Annotated in this window: 17 protein-coding genes; 10 read left to right on the top strand and 7 right to left on the bottom strand. The window is 70.7% G+C overall.

Annotation, left to right across the window (positions count from 1 at the left end):
* The first annotated feature begins 96 nt into the window (after window positions 1-96).
* Window positions 97-792 (top strand): L,D-transpeptidase family protein, encoded by a 696-nt coding sequence (locus ACIRQH_RS05045; protein ID WP_388876973.1) that lies wholly within the window; start codon window positions 97-99, stop codon window positions 790-792.
* Window positions 793-863: 71 nt separating this feature from the next.
* Window positions 864-1,052 (top strand): hypothetical protein, encoded by a 189-nt coding sequence (locus ACIRQH_RS05040; RefSeq protein ID WP_081220706.1) that lies wholly within the window; start codon window positions 864-866, stop codon window positions 1,050-1,052.
* A gap of 1 nt (window position 1,053) precedes the next feature.
* On the opposite strand, the gene ACIRQH_RS05035 is transcribed toward ACIRQH_RS05040, so the two are convergent.
* Window positions 1,054-2,448: a S1 family peptidase gene (locus ACIRQH_RS05035; RefSeq protein ID WP_404224277.1), complete on the bottom strand. Its 1,395-nt coding sequence runs from the start codon at window positions 2,446-2,448 to the stop codon at window positions 1,054-1,056.
* 203 nt (window positions 2,449-2,651) lie between these two features.
* Window positions 2,652-4,004, bottom strand: coding sequence for an NAD(P)/FAD-dependent oxidoreductase (locus ACIRQH_RS05030; protein ID WP_358815905.1), 1,353 nt, complete (start codon window positions 4,002-4,004; stop codon window positions 2,652-2,654).
* Window positions 4,005-4,264: 260 nt separating this feature from the next.
* Here ACIRQH_RS05030 and ACIRQH_RS05025 point away from each other — a divergent pair, with 260 nt between their 5' ends.
* Together ACIRQH_RS05025 and ACIRQH_RS05020 are read left to right on the top strand one after the other, a co-directional pair.
* Entirely contained in the window at window positions 4,265-4,900 is a 636-nt protein-coding gene (locus ACIRQH_RS05025) for an HAD family acid phosphatase (protein ID WP_404224275.1), read from the top strand.
* A gap of 65 nt (window positions 4,901-4,965) precedes the next feature.
* Window positions 4,966-5,352, top strand: coding sequence for a PPOX class F420-dependent oxidoreductase (locus ACIRQH_RS05020; RefSeq protein WP_388931563.1), 387 nt, complete (start codon window positions 4,966-4,968; stop codon window positions 5,350-5,352).
* Between the two features lie 98 nt (window positions 5,353-5,450).
* Here ACIRQH_RS05020 and ACIRQH_RS05015 read toward each other — a convergent pair whose 3' ends face one another.
* From ACIRQH_RS05015 to ACIRQH_RS05000, 4 genes are all read right to left on the bottom strand, one after another.
* Complete coding sequence (locus tag ACIRQH_RS05015; protein ID WP_388877161.1) at window positions 5,451-5,870, bottom strand: Zn-ribbon domain-containing OB-fold protein; 420 nt, start codon at window positions 5,868-5,870, stop codon at window positions 5,451-5,453.
* Window positions 5,871-5,995: 125 nt separating this feature from the next.
* Window positions 5,996-6,667, bottom strand: coding sequence for a TetR family transcriptional regulator (locus ACIRQH_RS05010; RefSeq protein WP_388877164.1), 672 nt, complete (start codon window positions 6,665-6,667; stop codon window positions 5,996-5,998).
* A gap of 136 nt (window positions 6,668-6,803) precedes the next feature.
* A complete protein-coding gene (locus ACIRQH_RS05005) occupies window positions 6,804-7,163 on the bottom strand; it encodes a luciferase family protein (RefSeq protein WP_388876984.1) in 360 nt (119 codons plus the stop codon).
* Window positions 7,164-7,360: 197 nt separating this feature from the next.
* Window positions 7,361-8,041 carry a DUF6445 family protein gene (locus tag ACIRQH_RS05000; protein ID WP_388876987.1) on the bottom strand — a complete coding sequence of 227 codons (681 nt, stop codon included), beginning with the start codon at window positions 8,039-8,041 and terminating at the stop codon, window positions 7,361-7,363.
* A 286-nt stretch (window positions 8,042-8,327) separates the two neighbouring features.
* Here ACIRQH_RS05000 and ACIRQH_RS04995 point away from each other — a divergent pair, with 286 nt between their 5' ends.
* The 6 genes from ACIRQH_RS04995 (at window position 8,328) to ACIRQH_RS04970 (ending at window position 15,006) form a co-directional block, all read left to right on the top strand.
* A complete protein-coding gene (locus ACIRQH_RS04995; RefSeq protein WP_404224272.1) occupies window positions 8,328-9,419 on the top strand; it encodes a substrate-binding domain-containing protein in 1,092 nt (363 codons plus the stop codon).
* Between the two features lie 115 nt (window positions 9,420-9,534).
* On the top strand, window positions 9,535-10,842 hold the full coding sequence (locus ACIRQH_RS04990) for an ABC transporter substrate-binding protein (protein WP_388931557.1): 1,308 nt from the start codon (window positions 9,535-9,537) through the stop codon (window positions 10,840-10,842).
* Window positions 10,843-10,947: 105 nt separating this feature from the next.
* Window positions 10,948-11,910 carry a sugar ABC transporter permease gene (locus ACIRQH_RS04985; protein WP_358815912.1) on the top strand — a complete coding sequence of 321 codons (963 nt, stop codon included), beginning with the start codon at window positions 10,948-10,950 and terminating at the stop codon, window positions 11,908-11,910.
* Window positions 11,907-12,833 carry a carbohydrate ABC transporter permease gene (locus tag ACIRQH_RS04980; RefSeq protein ID WP_404224269.1) on the top strand — a complete coding sequence of 309 codons (927 nt, stop codon included), beginning with the start codon at window positions 11,907-11,909 and terminating at the stop codon, window positions 12,831-12,833. The genes ACIRQH_RS04985 and ACIRQH_RS04980 overlap by 4 nt, the downstream gene beginning before the upstream one ends.
* Before the next feature lie 2 nt (window positions 12,834-12,835).
* On the top strand, window positions 12,836-13,891 hold the full coding sequence (locus ACIRQH_RS04975; RefSeq protein ID WP_388876998.1) for a hydroxyacid dehydrogenase: 1,056 nt from the start codon (window positions 12,836-12,838) through the stop codon (window positions 13,889-13,891).
* Between the two features lie 182 nt (window positions 13,892-14,073).
* Window positions 14,074-15,006 (top strand): alkaline phosphatase family protein, encoded by a 933-nt coding sequence (locus ACIRQH_RS04970; RefSeq protein WP_388877001.1) that lies wholly within the window; start codon window positions 14,074-14,076, stop codon window positions 15,004-15,006.
* 55 nt (window positions 15,007-15,061) lie between these two features.
* Here the strand turns inward: ACIRQH_RS04970 and ACIRQH_RS04965 are convergent, their stop codons facing one another.
* Window positions 15,062-17,527: a polysaccharide lyase 8 family protein gene (locus ACIRQH_RS04965; RefSeq protein ID WP_404224266.1), complete on the bottom strand. Its 2,466-nt coding sequence runs from the start codon at window positions 17,525-17,527 to the stop codon at window positions 15,062-15,064.
* Window positions 17,528-17,600 lie beyond the last annotated feature (73 nt).

The raw sequence follows: 17,600 nt of genomic DNA, 5'->3' as shown, positions 1-17,600 counted from the left end.
CCGTTCGGTCCCATCCCGATCCGCAGCACAACGAAATACCCCCATGCGCCGTCTAGCAGGCAGACAACACGATGGACACGACACGGAAGGCCCGCCATGGGGGACATACGCAGACGAGGAGCCGTCGCGCTCGGGATCACCGGCCTGGTCGCACCGCTGACCCTCGCCCTGGGCGCGACGCCCGCACAGGCCGCGAGCTGCACCACATCCACCGGCCCGAACCAGAAGCAGGTGGAGAAGTTCCTCGGGCGTCCGGTCGACGGCCGGCAGTCGAGCGCCGACTGCAAGGCGATCAAGGCCTTCCAGACGAAGCACGGCATCACCCCGAACATCGGCTACGCGGGACCCGTCACCTGGGGCGTGATGGATCTCATGAACAAGCAGAAGGCCGTGGGCGACAAGCCCAACAAGGACGGCAAGTGCCCGGTGAACAAGGGCCGGATCGCCTGCGTCAACCTCACGCTGCAGATCAGCTGGATCCAGGACGGCAGCCGTCTGGTCTACGGTCCGGTCCCGGTCCGCACCGGCCGCAACGGCTACGAGACCCGCACCGGTCTGAAGAAGATCTACTGGCGGCACATCGACCACGTGTCGAGCATCTACCACGTGGCCATGCCGTACAGCCAGTTCTTCGACGGCGGCCAGGCGTTCCACTCGGTGGGCGTCAGCATGTGGAACCCGCCCGGCTCGCACGGCTGCGTCAACATGACCTCGACCACCGCCAAGAAGTACTGGTCGCTGTTGAAGAACGGCGACGACGTCTACGTGTACGGACGCAAGCCCGGCACCTGAGTGATGAGCTTCACGGTCCGTAATGTCGTCCGGTGTACCTTTACTCACATCGTCTTCACGGCAAGGACCGTATGCTTCACACCATGTCCACCACTCCTGACACCGAGACCCGGCGCTCTGCCGACCAGGTCAACGAGGAGATCAGGGCCCTGTGGTTCCGGGCGGGCGGGACGCTGAGCATGGAAGAGCGGCGGGAGTACCAGCGGCTCGTGCTCGAATGGGCACAAGCCGACTCCCCCTCGGCCACACAGGCCGCCTGACTCACCCCCAACTCTGGGAATACTGCCTCCGATAGGCCTTGCGGTCCTGCTCCGAGCGGACGAAGCGTGTCGCCACCAGCGCGATGATGCTTCCCGCGATGACGAGCAGGCCCGGGCCGACGTTCCGCGGGTCCGTGATCCGTGACACGAACGTCTGCGCCGTCCCCGTACCGCCCACCGCCTCCACCGCGCCGGGCGCCGCCGAACCCGGCGCCGCAGCCGCGCCCTGCGGGGCCGCCGAAGCCTGCGCGGAGGGCGCGAGCGACGAGGCCGCCGCCGCGCCGCCGGCGCCCTGCGCCTGGCCGGCGAGCTTCACCCCCAGCGCCGTGAGCGCCTTCGTCACCGGCTGGAAGAACGTCGTACCGCCGCTCGTGCAGTCGCCGTTGCCGCCCGAGGTCACCCCGAGCGCGATGCCCTCGGAGAACAACGGGCCTCCGCTGTCGCCCGGTTCGGCACACACCGTGGTCTCGATCAGCCCGGTCACCGTCCCCTCCGGGTAGTTGACCGTCGCGCCCAGCGCGGTCACCTTCCCGTCGCGCAGGCCGCTGGTGCTGCCACTGCGGAAGACGCGTTGTCCGACGGCCGGATCGGCGGCGCCATTGATCCGTACGCCGTTGCCGCCGCCGATCGCGACGATGTTGGTCCCCCCGGCTGGCGCCTGCCCGGCGTCGTACTGCACGAGGGAGAAGTCGCTGCCGGGGAAGGCCGTCGTGACGGTCCGACCCACCTGTTGGCGGCCCGAGTTGTCGGAGAACCACACCGATCCGGCAGGACCGCAGTGCCCGGCCGTGAGGATGAACTCACCGCTTGCGTTGGTGACGTTGAAGCCCGCCGAGCAGCGTCCTCCCGTGGAGAAGATCGCCGTGGCGCCGTTCACGCGGGTCGTGAACGTGCCCTGGGTGCGCCGCATCCGCACCTCGTCCCCGATGCCGTCGGCCAGCTTCGTCATGCGCGACCAGTCGGACGCCGAGACGGTGCTGTCCGCCTGCACGACGACCTCGTTCTTCGTGTAGTCCACCGCCCAGGCGGTGCCCGGCACTCTCGGCGCCGAACTCAGCTCCTGCGTCGCCGACTTGAGGTCACGCATGCTGTGCGGCACGACCTTCGGGCGGGCACCGGCCCGTTTCACCTCGGCCGCCGCTTCCGCGTCGGTCACCGCGACGACGGGGCGCCCGTCGCCGGCCACCCACGTCCCGGCGGTGCGCGTGGCACCCAGCCGGGACACCAGCCCCGCCCCGGTCGTGACGGCCGTCCGCACCGAACTCCCCGTGGCAGGCGACGTGTCGGACGGTTCGCTCGCCATCGCGTGCGTCACCATCAGGCCTCCGCAGAGCAGGCCGCCGACAGCCGCGAACCGTGCCCCCCGTCGGACGATCCGTCGTCGTGCGTGCCTCATGCAGGGGCTCCCGAAGCCGAGCGGAGACGGCGTCACCGCCGCCGGGAGCCCCGGTCGAGAGCCCTCCCCTCATACGTGCGCCCCCGCCCGCGCGTTCACCGCCACCGTGAAGGGCGGTGTGCGCGGGCGGGCGCGAGGACGCGGCGCTCCTCGGGCCGGGTCGCCCCGCAGGACCGACGGACCGACGAGGGCCCGAGTCGCCGCTACGTGCGGGCGCGCGTCCGGGCGGTCACTTCCTCCCGCGTCAGGTACACGTCCGTGCGCTCGAAGTCCCGCAGGGTGCCCTTGCGGCCCGCGAGGAACCCGGTGCGCACGAAGTCGTCGCCCGCGACGGCGTTGAGCAGCCAGTTGGCGGTCGTACGGAACCGGGCCGTCCCGGTGGGCAGCGCGAACAGGTGGTAGCCGCGGGCCACGACCTGCGCGGGTACACCCTTGAGGCCGATGCCGAGCGGCTTGGAGACGGCGTCGTGGCCTCCGAGGTCGACGACCAGGCCGAGGTCCTTGTGCCGGTACGGCAGGGTGGGCTGCCCGCGCAGCTTCGCCGCGAGGACCTTGGCGGCGTGCCGTCCCTGCCGGGCCGCGTGCTGCGCGGTGGGCGGACACGGGGAGCCGTCCCCCTTGGCCAGGTCGGGCACCGCCGCCGCGTCGCCCAGCGCGAACACGCCGTCCAGCCCCGGCACCCTGAAGTCGGGCTCGGTGACGATCCTGCCGCGCACGGTCTCCGCGCCCAGCGAGTCCACCAGCGGGCTCGCCGCGACACCGGCCGTCCACACGAGCGTCCGGGAGGGCAGCACCCGTCCGTCGGTGAGGGTGATCTCGTCCTTGGTGACGGAGGCGACGGTGGTTCCCAGCGAGATGTGCAGGCCCCGCTCGGTCAGCATCCGCATCGCGCTCGCGCCCAGCTTGTCGCCCAGCTCGGGGAGCAGTTTCGGCGCGACGTCCACCAGATGCCACTTGATGAGACCGGGGTCGATGCGCGGGTGGTAGCGCTTCGCGGCCGCCGTGGTCAGCCGCTGCAGGCAGGCCGCCGTCTCGGTGCCCGCGTATCCGCCGCCGACCACGACGAACTGGAGCCGCGCCGCCTGCTCGGTGTCGTCGGTCGTGGCCGCCGCCAGGTCGAGCTGGGCGATCACGTGGTCGCGCAGGTACACCGCCTGGGAGAGCGTCTTCATGCCGCGCGCCTCGTCGGCCAGGCCGGGGATGTCGAAGGTACGGGTCACGCTGCCCGGCGTGAGGACCAGATAGTCGTAGGGCAGGTTGACCAGATCACCGGTGATCTTGCGGACGACACACACCTTGGCCCCGGTGTCGACGCCGATCACCCCGCCCGGCACCAGCACGGTGCGGCGCAGGATCCGGCGAAGGGAGGGGGCGACGGACTGGGGTGTCAGGACTCCGGCGGCGACATGGGGCAGGAGGGGCAGATACAGCTGATAGTCCGTGGGGCTGACCAGGGTGATCCGGGCCTCGCCCTGGGCGAGCGTCCGCTCCAGACCTCGGGCGGCCTCGACCCCGGCGAAACCGCCGCCGACGATGACGATGTTCGGTCCGTGCATCCGAGCAGCCCTCTCTCCGCTGTTGCCCCGCCGCGAGCCCAGGCTCACACGGGACGCGGACGTCTGCCACCGCACCAAGGACCGCCGGACCGGCCACCCGTATCTCTACCGATCAGTAACTGTCTCTTCCCTCTCCGTACACGCACTGCCAGGATCATGTCAGCCGCGGCGACGGGCCAGGCACCGTCGCCGTCGCGCTGTGCGCGCACTCCACAGACAGACCTGAGACGTGAATCGTGAGACGTGAAAAGGGGACTGGCATGACGGGACGCGGTGTGGGACGCCGGCTGGGCGCGGTGTCGGCGGTCGTGGCACTGGGTGTGGGAGGGACGGTCACGGCGGCGGGGTCCGCCACGGCGGCACCGGTGCGGGCGGTCGCGAGCACGACGGCGACGGCCGACGTCGACTACGCCACCTGGCAGCGTGACGTCCAGGGGGTCGTCGACCAGGCGACGCCGTACGTCGCTCAGCGCGCCGCGAACGCCGGCGGACAGAAGCTCGCCCTCGTCTTCGACATCGACAACACCACGCTGGAGACCGACTTCCACCCCTGGTACCAGCTCCCCACGCCCGCGGTGAAGGCGTCCCTGGAGCTCGCCCGGTACGCGCACTCCCGCGGTGTCGCCGTCTTCTTCGTCACCGCGCGTCCCGGCATCATCGCCTCGGAGACGAAGTGGAACCTGCAGAGCGTCGGCTACCCGGTGGACGGCCTCTACGTCCGTGACCTGCCCGACCTCTTCGACGAGGTGAGCGCCTACAAGACCGGCAAGCGCGCCCGGATCGAGTCCCTCGGCTACACGATCGTCGCCAACGTCGGCAACAACATGACGGACCTGGTCGGCGGCCACGCCGAGCGCACCTACAAGCTGCCGGACTACGACGGTCAGTTGTCCTAGGAAATCCCCGGCCGCCCGCTCGGCCCCGCCGGGGCCGAGCCGTGCCGCGCGCATACACTTCCGCCATGGACGAGGTCTCGCTTGACACCCTGGGCTCGGGCAAGTACCTGCTGATCACCAGCTATCGCAAGAACGGCACCGGTGTCGCCACGCCGGTCTGGGTGGTGCGGGACGGTCCCGCGCTCGGCGCGTGGACGACCACCGACAGCTGGAAGGTGAAGCGGATCCGTAACCGGGCCGACGTGCTGATCGGATCCTGCGACGTACGCGGAAGGCCGACGGGCGAGCCGGTCGCGGCCACGGCGGAGATCCTCGGCCCGGAGGACACCGCCCGCTACCGCAAGCTCATCGCCCGCAAGTACGGGCTGATCGGCCGGCTCACCCTGTTCGGCAGCCGCCTGCGCCGAGGCGAGAGCGGCACGGTCGGCATCCGGATCACGCGGACACCGTGAACAGCGCGCGGGTCCGGGGAGCCTGACGCGCCGGAACCCCCGTGCGCGCGTGAATCGTGAAGCCGCGCCGACGCCGTCGGCCCGGCGCTGAACCCGCCTCAACTCCAGGCGCTGTACGGGCCGTCGACGAGCTGGAAGACCGGCTGACGGCGCACCGGGTCCTGGGCGTTGGAGAGCTGGACCCGGTCACCGCTGTGGATGGTCGCGGGCGAACCCATCACGCGGCCGCGGACGGTGAACCCCTCCGCCATCTCGATGAGGGAGACGTTGCGGGCCGCCGGGGTGTTGCGGTGGATCACGGTGGAGTGCCGCACGATGCCCATACCCGCGCTCGCCTCCGTCCGCAGCTCACTGCCCGCGCACGCGGGGCAGATGAGGCGGCTGTACATGGCGGTGGCGCACCAGCGGCACCGCTGGAAGAGGAGACGGTCTCCGGGGTGTTCGTCGGCGGCGGCGTCCAGCACGTCGGTCGCGTGGCCGAGGCCCGGGGGGAAGGCGCTTCCTGGGTGGTACACGATGTCAACTCCCTGCGCTCGGCCGGAATCTGAGGTGCCCGGCGCGCCGGGCACACCGACAGGATATGGCACTGAGTGTCACCCGTAAAGGCACTCCGTACCCTCGGAATGTGAGGATACGGAGAGGGTCAGTCCCGTGCGAACGCCGACTCGATCTCCTGCACCACGCGCCACATCGGCGCCCCGCGCCGGGAGACGACCACGACCACGTCCTCCGGCGTCTCGGCGGCCGCCGCGCCGGGCGATCCGCCGAACGTCTCCTGCACGTACCCGAGCGCCTGGTCGACGGCGGCCCCTGCGTCGCCCTTGCCGTCCGAACGCAGCCAGGACCGCAGGCCGTTGTTGTGCGCGGCGACCACGGCGGCGGCGACCACGTCGGCGCGCAGCGTGCCGCCGGGCCGTCCCGCGGAGCGGCCGCGGAGGTACTCGGCGAGGGCGCGCTCGTAACGCCAGACGACGGACAGTTCGTAGGCGCGCAGCCCCGGGACCTCCTTGGTGAGGCGGTATCGCTGGACGGAGAACGTCGGGTTCTCCGCGTACATGCGCAGCACGAGCCGCGCGGCGTCGCAGACCCGCCGCACCGGGTCGTCCGTGGTGCCCTCCCTCTCGTCCAGGAACGCCCTCATGTCGGCCAGACAGCGCTCGTGGTCGGGGAAGACCACGTCCTCCTTGGAGGGGAAGTAGCGGAAGAACGAACGGCGTCCGACGCCGGCGAGCGACACGATGTCGTCGACGGTGGTCCCCTCGTAGCCGCGTTCGAGGAAGAGCCGGAAGGCGGCCCCGACCAGGGCGTCCCGCATCGGCGGCCGGACGGTGGACGGGTCGGCGGCAGCACGGCGCCCAGGTGCCTCGTTCATGCTCGGAAACTAGCACCGAAACGGACACGGTGGCACTCGGTACCCATCTCGGAGGGAACTGAGTGCCTTGCCCGGGATGTCAGTGGTCGTTGCAGGCGGTCGTCAGGGCGTCATCGCCCATGAGGTGACCGTTCATATGGGCCTGCAGGGCGACGCTCACCAGGGTGAGCAGCAGGTCGATGTCGGAGTCGACCTCCAGGTGGATGGTCACCCAGCGGGAGCCGGGTACCATCCGGACGGCCGTCGAGTCCTTGAGGTGGTCCTCGAACCGCCGGATCGCCCGGTCGGTGAGGTGCAGGTCCACGTCCTGGTCCGAGTGGAAGTGGAGGATCTCGCACCGGGCCGCGCCCAGGGCCCGTCCCGTGCCGCAGCTCGGCCGGGTCTCCGCGAGGTCGGGCCATACGGCCAGTCGCGTCATGGCTCTGGAGGCCAAGGTCATATGCCCATCATGACCAGATCACCGCTCGGCCACCAGAACTTGAGCAGGACGTAACCCAGTCGTAGCGCGGAAATGTCCCGTTGGCACCGACTCCCCGACTCCCCGACGCCCCCTCGCCGGCCGCTCCTGTTCCGAACGGCCAGGAGCGGCCCGGACCTCCCGGTCCGCGGCCGCTCCTGCCGGGAAGCAGCCCGCGTTCACGCCATCCAGAAGAAGACGGCCGTCATCCGCTTGTCCTCCATGGTGGTCCCGCAGTAGTCGGTGGCGGTGTGCATCAGGTTGGCGTTGTAGAGGAGCAGCCGGTTGTAGCGGTGCGGCACGCGGATGTCCTCGACGAAGGAGTCCGGGGGCACGAAGCGGGTCCCGAGCGCCTCGACCAGGTTGTTGTGCGGTGCGGCGACGACGTTGCCGCCCAGCCGGCCGCCGGGCAGGTTCTGCCGGAAGAAGCTCGTCCCGCAGTCCTTGGGGACGTTCGGGTTCAGATAGAGCACCGCGGCGTACCGGCACAGGGCGCGGGAGTCTGTGTGCGGGCGTGGTTCCCCCTCGTCCTTGCCGACGACCTGGACGCAGTTGTGGTTGAGGGTGGCGCCCGAGGGCGTGGTCTGCTGCCACAGCCCGCGGGAGCCGGTCGCCTTCTTCACCAGCCGCTCCACCCGCCCCAGTTCGGCCGGCTCCAGGCCGGGCATGGTGCGCAGACCGGGCCAGCTCTCCGACGTGTAGGGATGACCCTTGACCCAGTCGTCCTTGGCGACGCACCGGGACCGTACGGCGTCGGGGTCGGGCAGCACGTCGTCGAAGACCCAGTAGTCCCTGTCGCGCGTTGGTTTCCGGTAGGGGAGGACCGGGAGCGCGGGTGTTCTCGGAGGTTGTGGGGGCATGCGGCCGACGATATTGATGCATGTGTCAGCGATCTCCAGGGAATTGGTCAACCTTCCGTGGGGTTGGTCAACCTTCCGTCAACTCGGCGGCCTTGTCGCGACCGTCCCGGGGCGCCGCCCGACGGGCACAGCGCGTGTACGTCCGTCTGATCGCTCCGTGCGAGCCCGCCGCTCGATCGTATTGAGCGAAAGCGATCGATACGATGGTGGGCGTACAGTGACCTCACGGGATCACGCTCCGCGTTCGCCCGTAGATCGTCCGTCCGGCCTTGCCCCAGGGGGAGCCATGCGACTGCACGTCGACCAGCGTCATGAGCGGGTGCTCGAACTCGTCCGGGAGCGCGGCAGTCTGCGGGTCGCCGACCTCGCGGCCGAACTCGGTGTCTCCGCGGTGACCTTGCGGCGCGACGTCGAGACCCTGGCGGCGCAGGGCCGGGTGCAGCGGCTGCACGGGGCGGTGGTGTGGCCGGGGGAGACCGCGGGGGAGGAGCGGCCCCGTCCGGTGTCCGCCGAAGGCACCGTGATCGGAATGATCGTGCCGACCACCAACTACATCTTCGCCGACATCGTCCGCGGAGCTCGTGAGGCCGTCGGGGCCCAGGGCGGCCGGCTCGTCCTCGGGATGACCGGATACGTCGACTCCGAGGACGCCGTCCAGGCGGAACACCTGGTGGCGGGCGGTGCGGAGGGACTCCTCGTCGCGCCGAGCTGGTTCGGCGGCGTGCCCGTGGACGGGCAGGAGAAGTGGCTCCTGGACTGCCCGGTGCCTGCCGTCCTGGTCGAGCGGTCCGCACCCGCCGGGAACCCCGCGGCCGGCCTCGACCGGGTCCGCACCGACCGGGCGCACGGCGCGGCCGTGGCGGTCGGGCACTTCGCTTCCCTGGGGCACCGGCGGATCACCGCCGTCCTCCAGGAAGGCCCGCACGCGGCGCAGATCTCCTCCGGGTTCCTGGCCGCCGTGCGCTCCCTGGGCCTGGACGTCGACGCGGGCGCGCCGTCCGTCCGTGAGCACGGGGACTACGAGGCGAGCATCGACTACCTCGTGGAGGCGGTGGAGAAGCGCGGCGTCACCGCGGCCCTGGTGCACAGCGACGAGGACGCCATCGTGCTGGTGCCCAAGCTCCAGGCACGCGGCATCGGCGTGCCCGGGGATCTCGCGCTGATCGCCTACGACGACGAGGTCGCCGGGCTCGCCGACGTCCCGCTCACGGCCATCGCGCCGCCGAAGCGGTCGGTGGGGGAGCTGGCCGCCAAGCTGCTGCTCCAGCGGCTCGCGGAGCGCGCGGGCGGGCAGCATCCGACGCCCCGGCAACACCTGGAACTCCTCCCTGAGTTGAGGGTCCGTTCGTCGTGCGGTGGCGCGACGTCCAAGAACTGAGCGTTCTGCGATCGTTTTGATTGTCTTGGTCGAACGCTCTTGACTCTGATCGTGTGCGCACAAATGATGTCCTGCATCCGCCTCTTCCCGTACGAGGTCTCGTAGGAGCCGTGCAATGTCGCGCACTTCACGTTCGTTCCGTATAGCCGCCACCGCCACCGTCGCCGCCCTCGGCCTGCTCGCCACCGCGTGCGGCGGCGACGACGGCGGTTCCGCCGCCGCTTCGGACGGCAAGCCGGTCACCCTGACCTACTGGACCTGGACGCTCGGGGCCAAGTCGACCGTCGAGGCGTTCAACAGGACGCACAAGGACATCCAGGTCAAGCTGACCGAGATCCCCAGCGGCACCGAGGGATACAGCAAGATGTCCAACGCGGTGAAGGGCGGCAACGCACCCGACGTGGCCACCATCGAGTACCAGATGGTCCCGGAGTTCGCGAGCCAGGGAAACCTGATCGATCTGACCAAGTACGCCGGTGAAACGGTCAAGTCGAAGTTCCCCGACGCCGTGCAGAGCCTGGTCACCTTCGGCGGCAGAACCTGGACCGTCCCCTACGACGTCGCGCCGCAGCTCTACTACTACCGGACCGACCTGTTCAAGAAGTACGGCATCGAAGTCCCCAAGACCTGGGCCGACTTCAAGACCGCGGCGGCCACGGTGAAGAAGCAGGACAAGAACGTCCGGCTCGCCTCCATGCCGAAGTCCGACGCGGCGCTCCTCGCGGCCCTCGCCTGGCAGGCCGGCGGCAAGTGGTTCACCACCGAGGGCGACGCCTGGAAGCCCGCCGTGAACGACGCGCCCAGCAAGAAGGTCGCGGACTACTGGGACGGCCTCGTCAAGGACGGCCTCGTCCAGTCGTACACCGCGTACAGCCCCGAGGAGACCAAGGCCCGCACGTCCGGCAAGACGCTCTCCTTCCTCGGCGCCTCCTGGTCGGCCGGCGGTCTGAAGACCGCCATGCCGGACCTCTCCGGGAAGTGGGCCGCCGCGCCCATGCCGAACTGGGGCACCTCCGCCACCGGCAACTACGGCGGTACCTCCTACGGCGTCCTCAAGGGCAGCGAACACGCCGAGCAGGCCGCCGAGTTCATCAAGTGGCTCACCACGGACAAGGCCGGCGTCGAGGCCCGGCTCGCCGACCTGGAGTCGCCCAGCAGCGCCGTGCCGGCCGACCCCGCGATGCGCGAGGTGGCCGCGGCCCGGTTCGACACCGCGTACCTGCACGGCCAGGACCTCTACAAGCTCGCCTCCGAGCAGGTCGACGCGATCGTCCCCGGCTGGACCTGGGGCCCCGACCAGCTCGACGTCTACACCGCAGTCCAGGACGCCACGGCCAAGTCCGGTTTTGCCGGCGGCATCGAGGCCGGCCAGCGCAACGCCGAGTCGGGGATCACCGAGCGCGGTCTGAAGCTCGCCAAGTGAGCTGACGGGTCCGGCCGTTCGCATCACGCGACCCGGCCGGACCCGGTCACCGTCCTCTCTTCGCGCACTCTCCCCGAAGCGTCCAGCCCGCCAAGGAGCCCCACCGTGGCAGCACCTCTCGCCCCGGCCGTGAAGGCCCGGCACACCTCCCCGGCGACACCCCCGGGTCCCTCGAAGCTCCGGCGCAGCCAGCGCCGGGCGGCGGCCCTCCTCGTCACCCCGTTCTTCGTCCTGTTCGCCGCGGTCATGGCGGCGCCCATCGGCTACGCCGTATGGATGAGCCTCTTCCAGGAACGCTCCTCGGGACTCGGCTTCGGCGGCACCGACCGCGTCTTCTCCGGGCTCGGCAACTACACCAAGGCCCTGTCCGACGCCGGGTTCCGCGCCTCCTTCGCCCACATCGCGCTCTACTGCGCCCTGTACATCCCGGTCATGATCGGCGGCTCGCTCGTCCTCGCGCTGCTCGTCGACTCCGCGATGGCCCGCGCCAAACGGTTCTTCCAGCTCGCCCTGTTCCTGCCGCACGCGATCCCCGGACTGATCGCCTCGATCATCTGGATCTACCTGTACACCCCGGGCCTCAGCCCCGTGCTCGACGGGATCGGCGCACTCGGCGGCTCATGGGACTTCTACAGCAACGACCATGTGCTCTCCTCCATGGTCAACCTGTGCGCCTGGCAGTGGATCGGCTACAACATGGTCATCTTCTACGCCGCGCTGCAGGCCGTCCCTCGCGAGACGATCGAGGCGGCCGTCGTGGACGGCGCCGGCGCCATCCGCACCGCCCTGCAGATCAAGGTCCCGCTGATCGCCTCCGCGGTCGTCATGACCGTCCTGTTCACCTGCGTCGGCGCCATCCAGATCTTCACCGAGCCCAAGCTGCTCAACCAGCGCGGAGCGCCCTCCGTCGACACCGCGTGGTCGCCGACCCTGTTCATCTGGAAGGCCGGCTTCGTGCAGCACGACTACGGACTCGCCGCCGCCGCGTCCCTGCTGCTGGCCCTGCTCGGCGTGATCCTCTCCTACATCGTCACCCGGCTCGGCAACCGGTGGAAGGCCGCCTCATGAGCACGCTCACCCGGACCACCGGCCCGGCCCACCCCCGGACCGACCCCGGGCCCACGGCCGCGCCGCGCCCCCGGCGCCGCACCTCACCCGGCACGCTGCTCTCCAAGGGCGTGGTCAACGGCCTGCTGATCGTCGCGGCCTTCTACACCCTGATGCCGGTGAGCTGGCTGCTGCTGGCCGCCACGAAGAACCCCCGGGACCTGTTCGGCACGTCCGGTTTCGCCCTCGGCGACTTCAACCTGTTCACCAACCTGCATCACGTCCTCACCCTCAACGACGGCATCTACCTGCGCTGGTTCGGCAACAGCGTCCTGTACTCGGTCGTCGGCTCGGCGGCCTCGACGTTCCTGTCCGTCGCCACCGGCTACGCCTTCGACAAGTACGACTTCAAGGGCAAGGAGAAGCTGTTCGCGGCGGTCCTCGGCGGCGTCCTCGTCCCCACCACCGTGATCCAGCTCCCGATGTACCTGCTCGCCACCAAGGTCGGCGTCGTCAACACCTACTGGGCCCTGCTGCTCCCCGCGCTGGTGAACCCCTTCGGTGTCTACCTGGCCCGTGTCTTCTCCGAGGGCTACGTCCCGAACGAGGTCCTGGAGGCCGCCCGAGTCGACGGCGCGGGAGAGGTGCGCACCTTCGCCGGGATCGCGCTGCCGATGCTCGCCCCCGCCTTCATGACGATCTTCCTGTTCTCGTTCACCGCCAGCTGGAACAACTTCTTCGGCGCCCTCGTCATGCTGAACGACGAGAAGCTCTACCCCGTCAACCTCGGCCTGTTCATGTGGAACAGCGTCACGCAGCAACAGCCCGAGTACTACTCGCTCGTGATCACCGGCTCGCTCGTCGCCGTCGTCCCGCTGATCGTCGCTTTCGTCTGCCTCCAGCGCTTCTGGCGCTCGGGCCTGACCGCGGGCGCGGTGAAGTGACCATGCTCGCAACGGAAGGAACCCTCCCGAACGGTTCGGACCGGCCGGCGGCGGCCCGCAGCCCGAGGACCGCCCTCGCCATGGGACGCGAGATCCACCGCTCCCTGGTCGCCGAGGGCGCACTGGACCGCCTGGCCCGGATCGCCACCGTCGACGCATCCGCCCCCATCACCGACTTCGACGCGGCGGACGCCACCGAACTGGGCTCCGTCGAGGTCCTGTTCACCCACTGGGGCGCACCGCTCCTGACCGACGGGGCGCTCGCCCGCATGCCGCGCCTGCGGGCCGTCGTCCACGCGGCCGGCTCCGTCAAGCACCACGTCACCGCATCGGTCTGGAAGCAGGGCATCACCGTGTCGTCCGCCGCCGACGCGAACGCGGTGCCGGTCGCCGAGTTCACGCTGGCCGCCATCCTGTTCGCGAACAAACGCGTCCTCGACATCGCTCACGACTACGCGGCATCCCGCGAACAGCCCGCGCTGCTGCCGTACTTCACCGGCTACGGCAACCACCGTCGTACCGTCGGCATCGTCGGCGCCTCCCGCGTCGGACGGCGCGTCATCGACCTGCTGCGCCCCTTCGACCTGAACGTCCTGCTGCACGACCCCTACCTGGACCCGGCCGACGCCCGGACCCTCGGCGTCGAGCCAGTCGAGCTGGACGACCTGGTCCGGCGCAGCCACGTGGTGAGCATCCACGCACCCCAACTCCCGGAGACCCGCCACATGTTCGATGCCCGGCGGCTCGGGCTGATGCGGGACGGCGCGACGCTCATCAACACCGCACGTGGCTCGCTGGTCGACACCGAGGCGCTCACCGAGTGCCTCGTCGCCGGACGCCTGCGCGCCGTCCTCGACGTGACGGAACCCGAGGTGCTGCCCGCCTCGTCCCCGCTCTACACCCTGCCGAACGTGCTGCTCACCCCGCACATCGCGGGTTCCCTCGGCAACGAGCTGGGCCGCATGACCGACTGGGCCGTCGACGAGGTGCAGCGCTACGCCCAGGGCCTGCCGTTCGCGTACGGGGTCGGCCCCGACGAGCTGACCCGCTCGGCCTGAACAGGCCACCCGTGCCGCCGACTTGTCCGTGCCCACGGGCAGCGGCGGACCGCCTCGGTGACTCCTTCGTCGACGCCGCCCACCCGGGCCGACGCGCCCGGGTCGGCGGCCGGCTGCCGGCCGTGCGCGCCGACCCGGCCTCCTCACCACGCCCTTGACCGCCCACCCCGAAGGGACCGCCCATGCCCGCGCCCGCCCCCGCCGACCGCCGTGTCCTGGTCGTCGGCATCGACGGCGTCCGCCTGGACACGCTGCGCCGGCTGCCCACGCCGCACCTGGACACCCTCGCCGCCGAGGGCTTCCTCGCGCCCGTCGAGGTCGACGACCGCACCCCCACCATGTCCGGCCCCTGCTGGGCGACCGTCGTCACCGGCGTCGGCGTCGACAAGCACGGGGTGTGGAGCAACGACTTCGGGGGCCACCGGCTCGACGTCTTCCCGGACTTCGCCACCCGGCTGGCGCAGCAGTACGGCCGCCGCACGTTCGTCGCGGCCGGCTGGCAGCCGCTCATGCAGGCGCGCGACGGAGGCCCGCTCTTCCGCGCTCCCTCCAGGAGCGTCTACGTCGCCCCGGTCGAGGACACCCCCGAGGCCTGGGAACGCTGCGACGAACGGATCACCGCGGAGGCGGCGCGCGTCCTCGCCGACGCCGCCGACGACATCGACGCGTCCTTCGTCTACCTGGGCGCACCCGACGAGACCGCGCACCACCTGGGCTGCGGGGAGGCGTACGAGGAGTCGGTGCGGCGGGCGGACGCGCGGGTGGGCCGACTGCTGGACGCGGTGCGCGGCCGGCCGACGTACGACCGGGAACACTGGACGGTCCTCGCCGTGACCGACCACGGGCATGTCGACGCCGGTGGCCACGGCGGCCGTTCGGCGCGGGAGCGCACGGCGTGGGTGATCGCCGCGGGTCCGGGCATCGGCCCGGCGCCCGCCACCGTGCGTCATGTCGACGTCGCCGCGCAGGTGTTCACCGCGCTGGGCCGCGACGCGGACCGGCACTGGACCCTCGACGGCCGGCCGTTCACGGCTGCCGGGACCCCGGGTCTCCGGCCGTCGGAGGGGACGCCCGGAGACCGGGACGCACGGCCCTCGACGGTTGTCGCCCTCTGAGGGAGCGCTCGGGGGAGCCCCGGACCCGCCGCGCGCGGGCCCGGGCTCCTCGTCCTCAGACCGTCTTGACGGTGATCCTCTGGGTGACACCCGCGGTGGCGCTGAGGTCGCCGAAGGTGAGGGTGAGCGCGGAACCGGTGGTCGCCGAGGTGACGGTCGAGGGTTTCGACGTCACGGAGGCGACCGCCCTGTTCCAGGTGAGGGTGAGGCCGGTCTGCGCGCGCATCGGGTCGCTGACACAGATGACGGCGGTGCCGTCGCTCTTCTCGCTGATCATCACCGAACACGGCTTGCTCGCCGTGAGGGCGCCCGCCGTGCCCGCGAACCAGAAGTTCACCCCGGTGAAGCCCAGCGAAGGGACGGTGACGCCCTGCTGGTCGTCGGTGTTGGCGAGCACGGTCAGCCATGTCGACGCCGCCGCCCTGGCCTGCGTCTGGGCGACGGACGCGCCCGGCATGAGCACGTAGGCGTACGTGGCGGCCGTGGGAGCGGTGCCGTGATCCACGTACAGGGTCAGGTACTTGCGGTTCACGACGGTCGTGGAGCTGCCCTTGTTGATGTCGCTCCACTTGCCGTCCCGGGCCTCGCGCAGCGCCTTGACGGTGGCGCCACCGGGGAAGACGTAGCCGCCGTGGCCGGCGATGTGGGCCCACGAGGTGCCGGACAGTGTGGCCGACCAGGGGTAAGTGGACGGCTTGACGCTGCCGTTGACGGTGAAGGCGGAACTGCCGGTGGGCCCAAGATTACGGTTTTCGACCGTCGACTCCACCGCCGCACCGTCCGTGCAGGTGATGCCCGCGCCCAGGCAGACGATCGCGTCGTCGAGGCAGAACCACGACTTCTTCGCCAGCAGCGTGCTCTGCAGTCCCTTCAGGTACTGGCCGATCGCGGCCCGCGCTCCGTCCGTCGCGCCCCCCACCCAGTTCACGTCCGGCAGGGACGCGCCCCAGTCTCCGCCGGCCCCGTCCGCGAGCGCCTTGCGGGAGGCGGTGGCGCCGGGCAGCCGGTACGGGTCGACGGTGGGCCAGAACGCGTCGCTGTACTGGCCGTTGGCATACGTGTCGCCCCACCAGTAGAGCATCCCGGAACCCGTGTGCCAGCCGCGCAGGTTCTCGCCGTTGCCCGTCTCGTAGTAGGTGATCCGGCGGTCGGCCATGCTGATCGACGCGGCCCAGCCGGGTCGGCGGTGGGTGGCCCGGGCCATGTTGGTGAACAGGCGGTGCCCGGTCGGCTCGGCGATCGCCGACACCGAGGTGTCGTCCTGAACGCCCTTGAGCCGGGCGAGACTTGTCAGGCCGAGGGCGGGGTTGCTCAGGGGCGGGCTGTAGTACTCGCGCTGCATCCAGCCCTTCACCAGTCCGCGCCAGAGCGCGTTCTCCGTGCTGCTCGCGCCCTGCCCGAGCAGCACGATCGAGGCGAGGATCGGGTGGCCGCGCAGATGGTCGTCCTGCTGGACGTGCTGCGCGTCCGAGGCGGACACCCCGCGGCTGATGGCCCGGCCCGACACGCCGTCCATCACCAGGCCGTTGTAGAGGAACGGCGCCCACGCCTTCTCCACCGCGTCGAACACGATCTGCCGGCCCGCGTCGGTGACCGCCCACGTGGACCCCGCCAGCAGGGCGAACAGCATTCCGAGTCCGCCGAGCATCACCGAACCGTACGACCCGGTGTAGGGGACGGTGGTGTGCTGGATGAACGAGCCGTCCGTGTACAGCCCGTCCCCGGAACTCACGTACGGGAAGACGGGGGAGAGGGCGTCCCGGGCCAGCGCGATCTTCGCGGCGTCGGCCCCGACGACCCCGCGCAGGGCCAGCACTCGGCACAGGTCGACCCGGTTGGCGCCGGTGCTCGTCCCCGTGTACGCGGCGACCGCGGAGTCCGGCACGAAGTGGTCCACGGCGGCGAGGTACCCGCTAATCCGCGCGGCCGACAGCTGGTCGTACATCAGCACGCACACGTCGAGCAGCGCCTGCGGTGCGCCGATCTGCCAGCTGTACCAGTTGCCGTAGCGGGCCTGGGTCGCGTTGTAGGCCTCGTCGTGGAGGTGGTCGAGGCCGGTGAGGATCGCGTCGCGCAGCGTGCTGTCGCCGGTCAGCCCGGTGCCCTGCTGGGAGTAGGCCTGCGCGAGCGTGGCGAGCCGGGTGTAGCTGGTGTTCAGGTTGCCGGAGAAGCCGTACGACTCCTGGTCGGTGTCGGGGTCCGGGTCGGCGTAGACCAGGTCGGGCCAGAGCGATCCGGTGGCCGGTGCCATCGTGGACCGCAGTCCGCCCGCCGTGGTGCCGAGGTCGGCGAGCCGGCTCCTGAACGGCTCGGCGGTCGGGCTGAACCCCTCGCCCAGGATCAGGGTGCGCCACTTGGCGCGCAGCGTCGCGAACTCGTCGGCGGCCTCCGCCCTCGCCGGGGAACCGGATCTCGCGGCGGAAGCGGCGGGTGCGGCCTCGGCGGCGCTGTGCGCCCCGAGCGCGAGAGCGGTGCCGCTGCTTGCGGCGAGAAAACCACGGCGTGACCAACGAGTCGTCATGACGGCGGTTTCTAGCATGCCTACGTTCAAACGCTCAACAACCCTTACCGAATTGAACGTATCGATCGTTTGC

The organism is Streptomyces sp. NPDC102279, from assembly GCF_044766365.1.
Taxonomy (GTDB): Bacteria; Actinomycetota; Actinomycetes; order Streptomycetales; family Streptomycetaceae; genus Streptomyces.
Note: the sequence above shows the minus strand (reverse complement) of the source record. Positions and strands in the feature narration are given on the sequence as shown.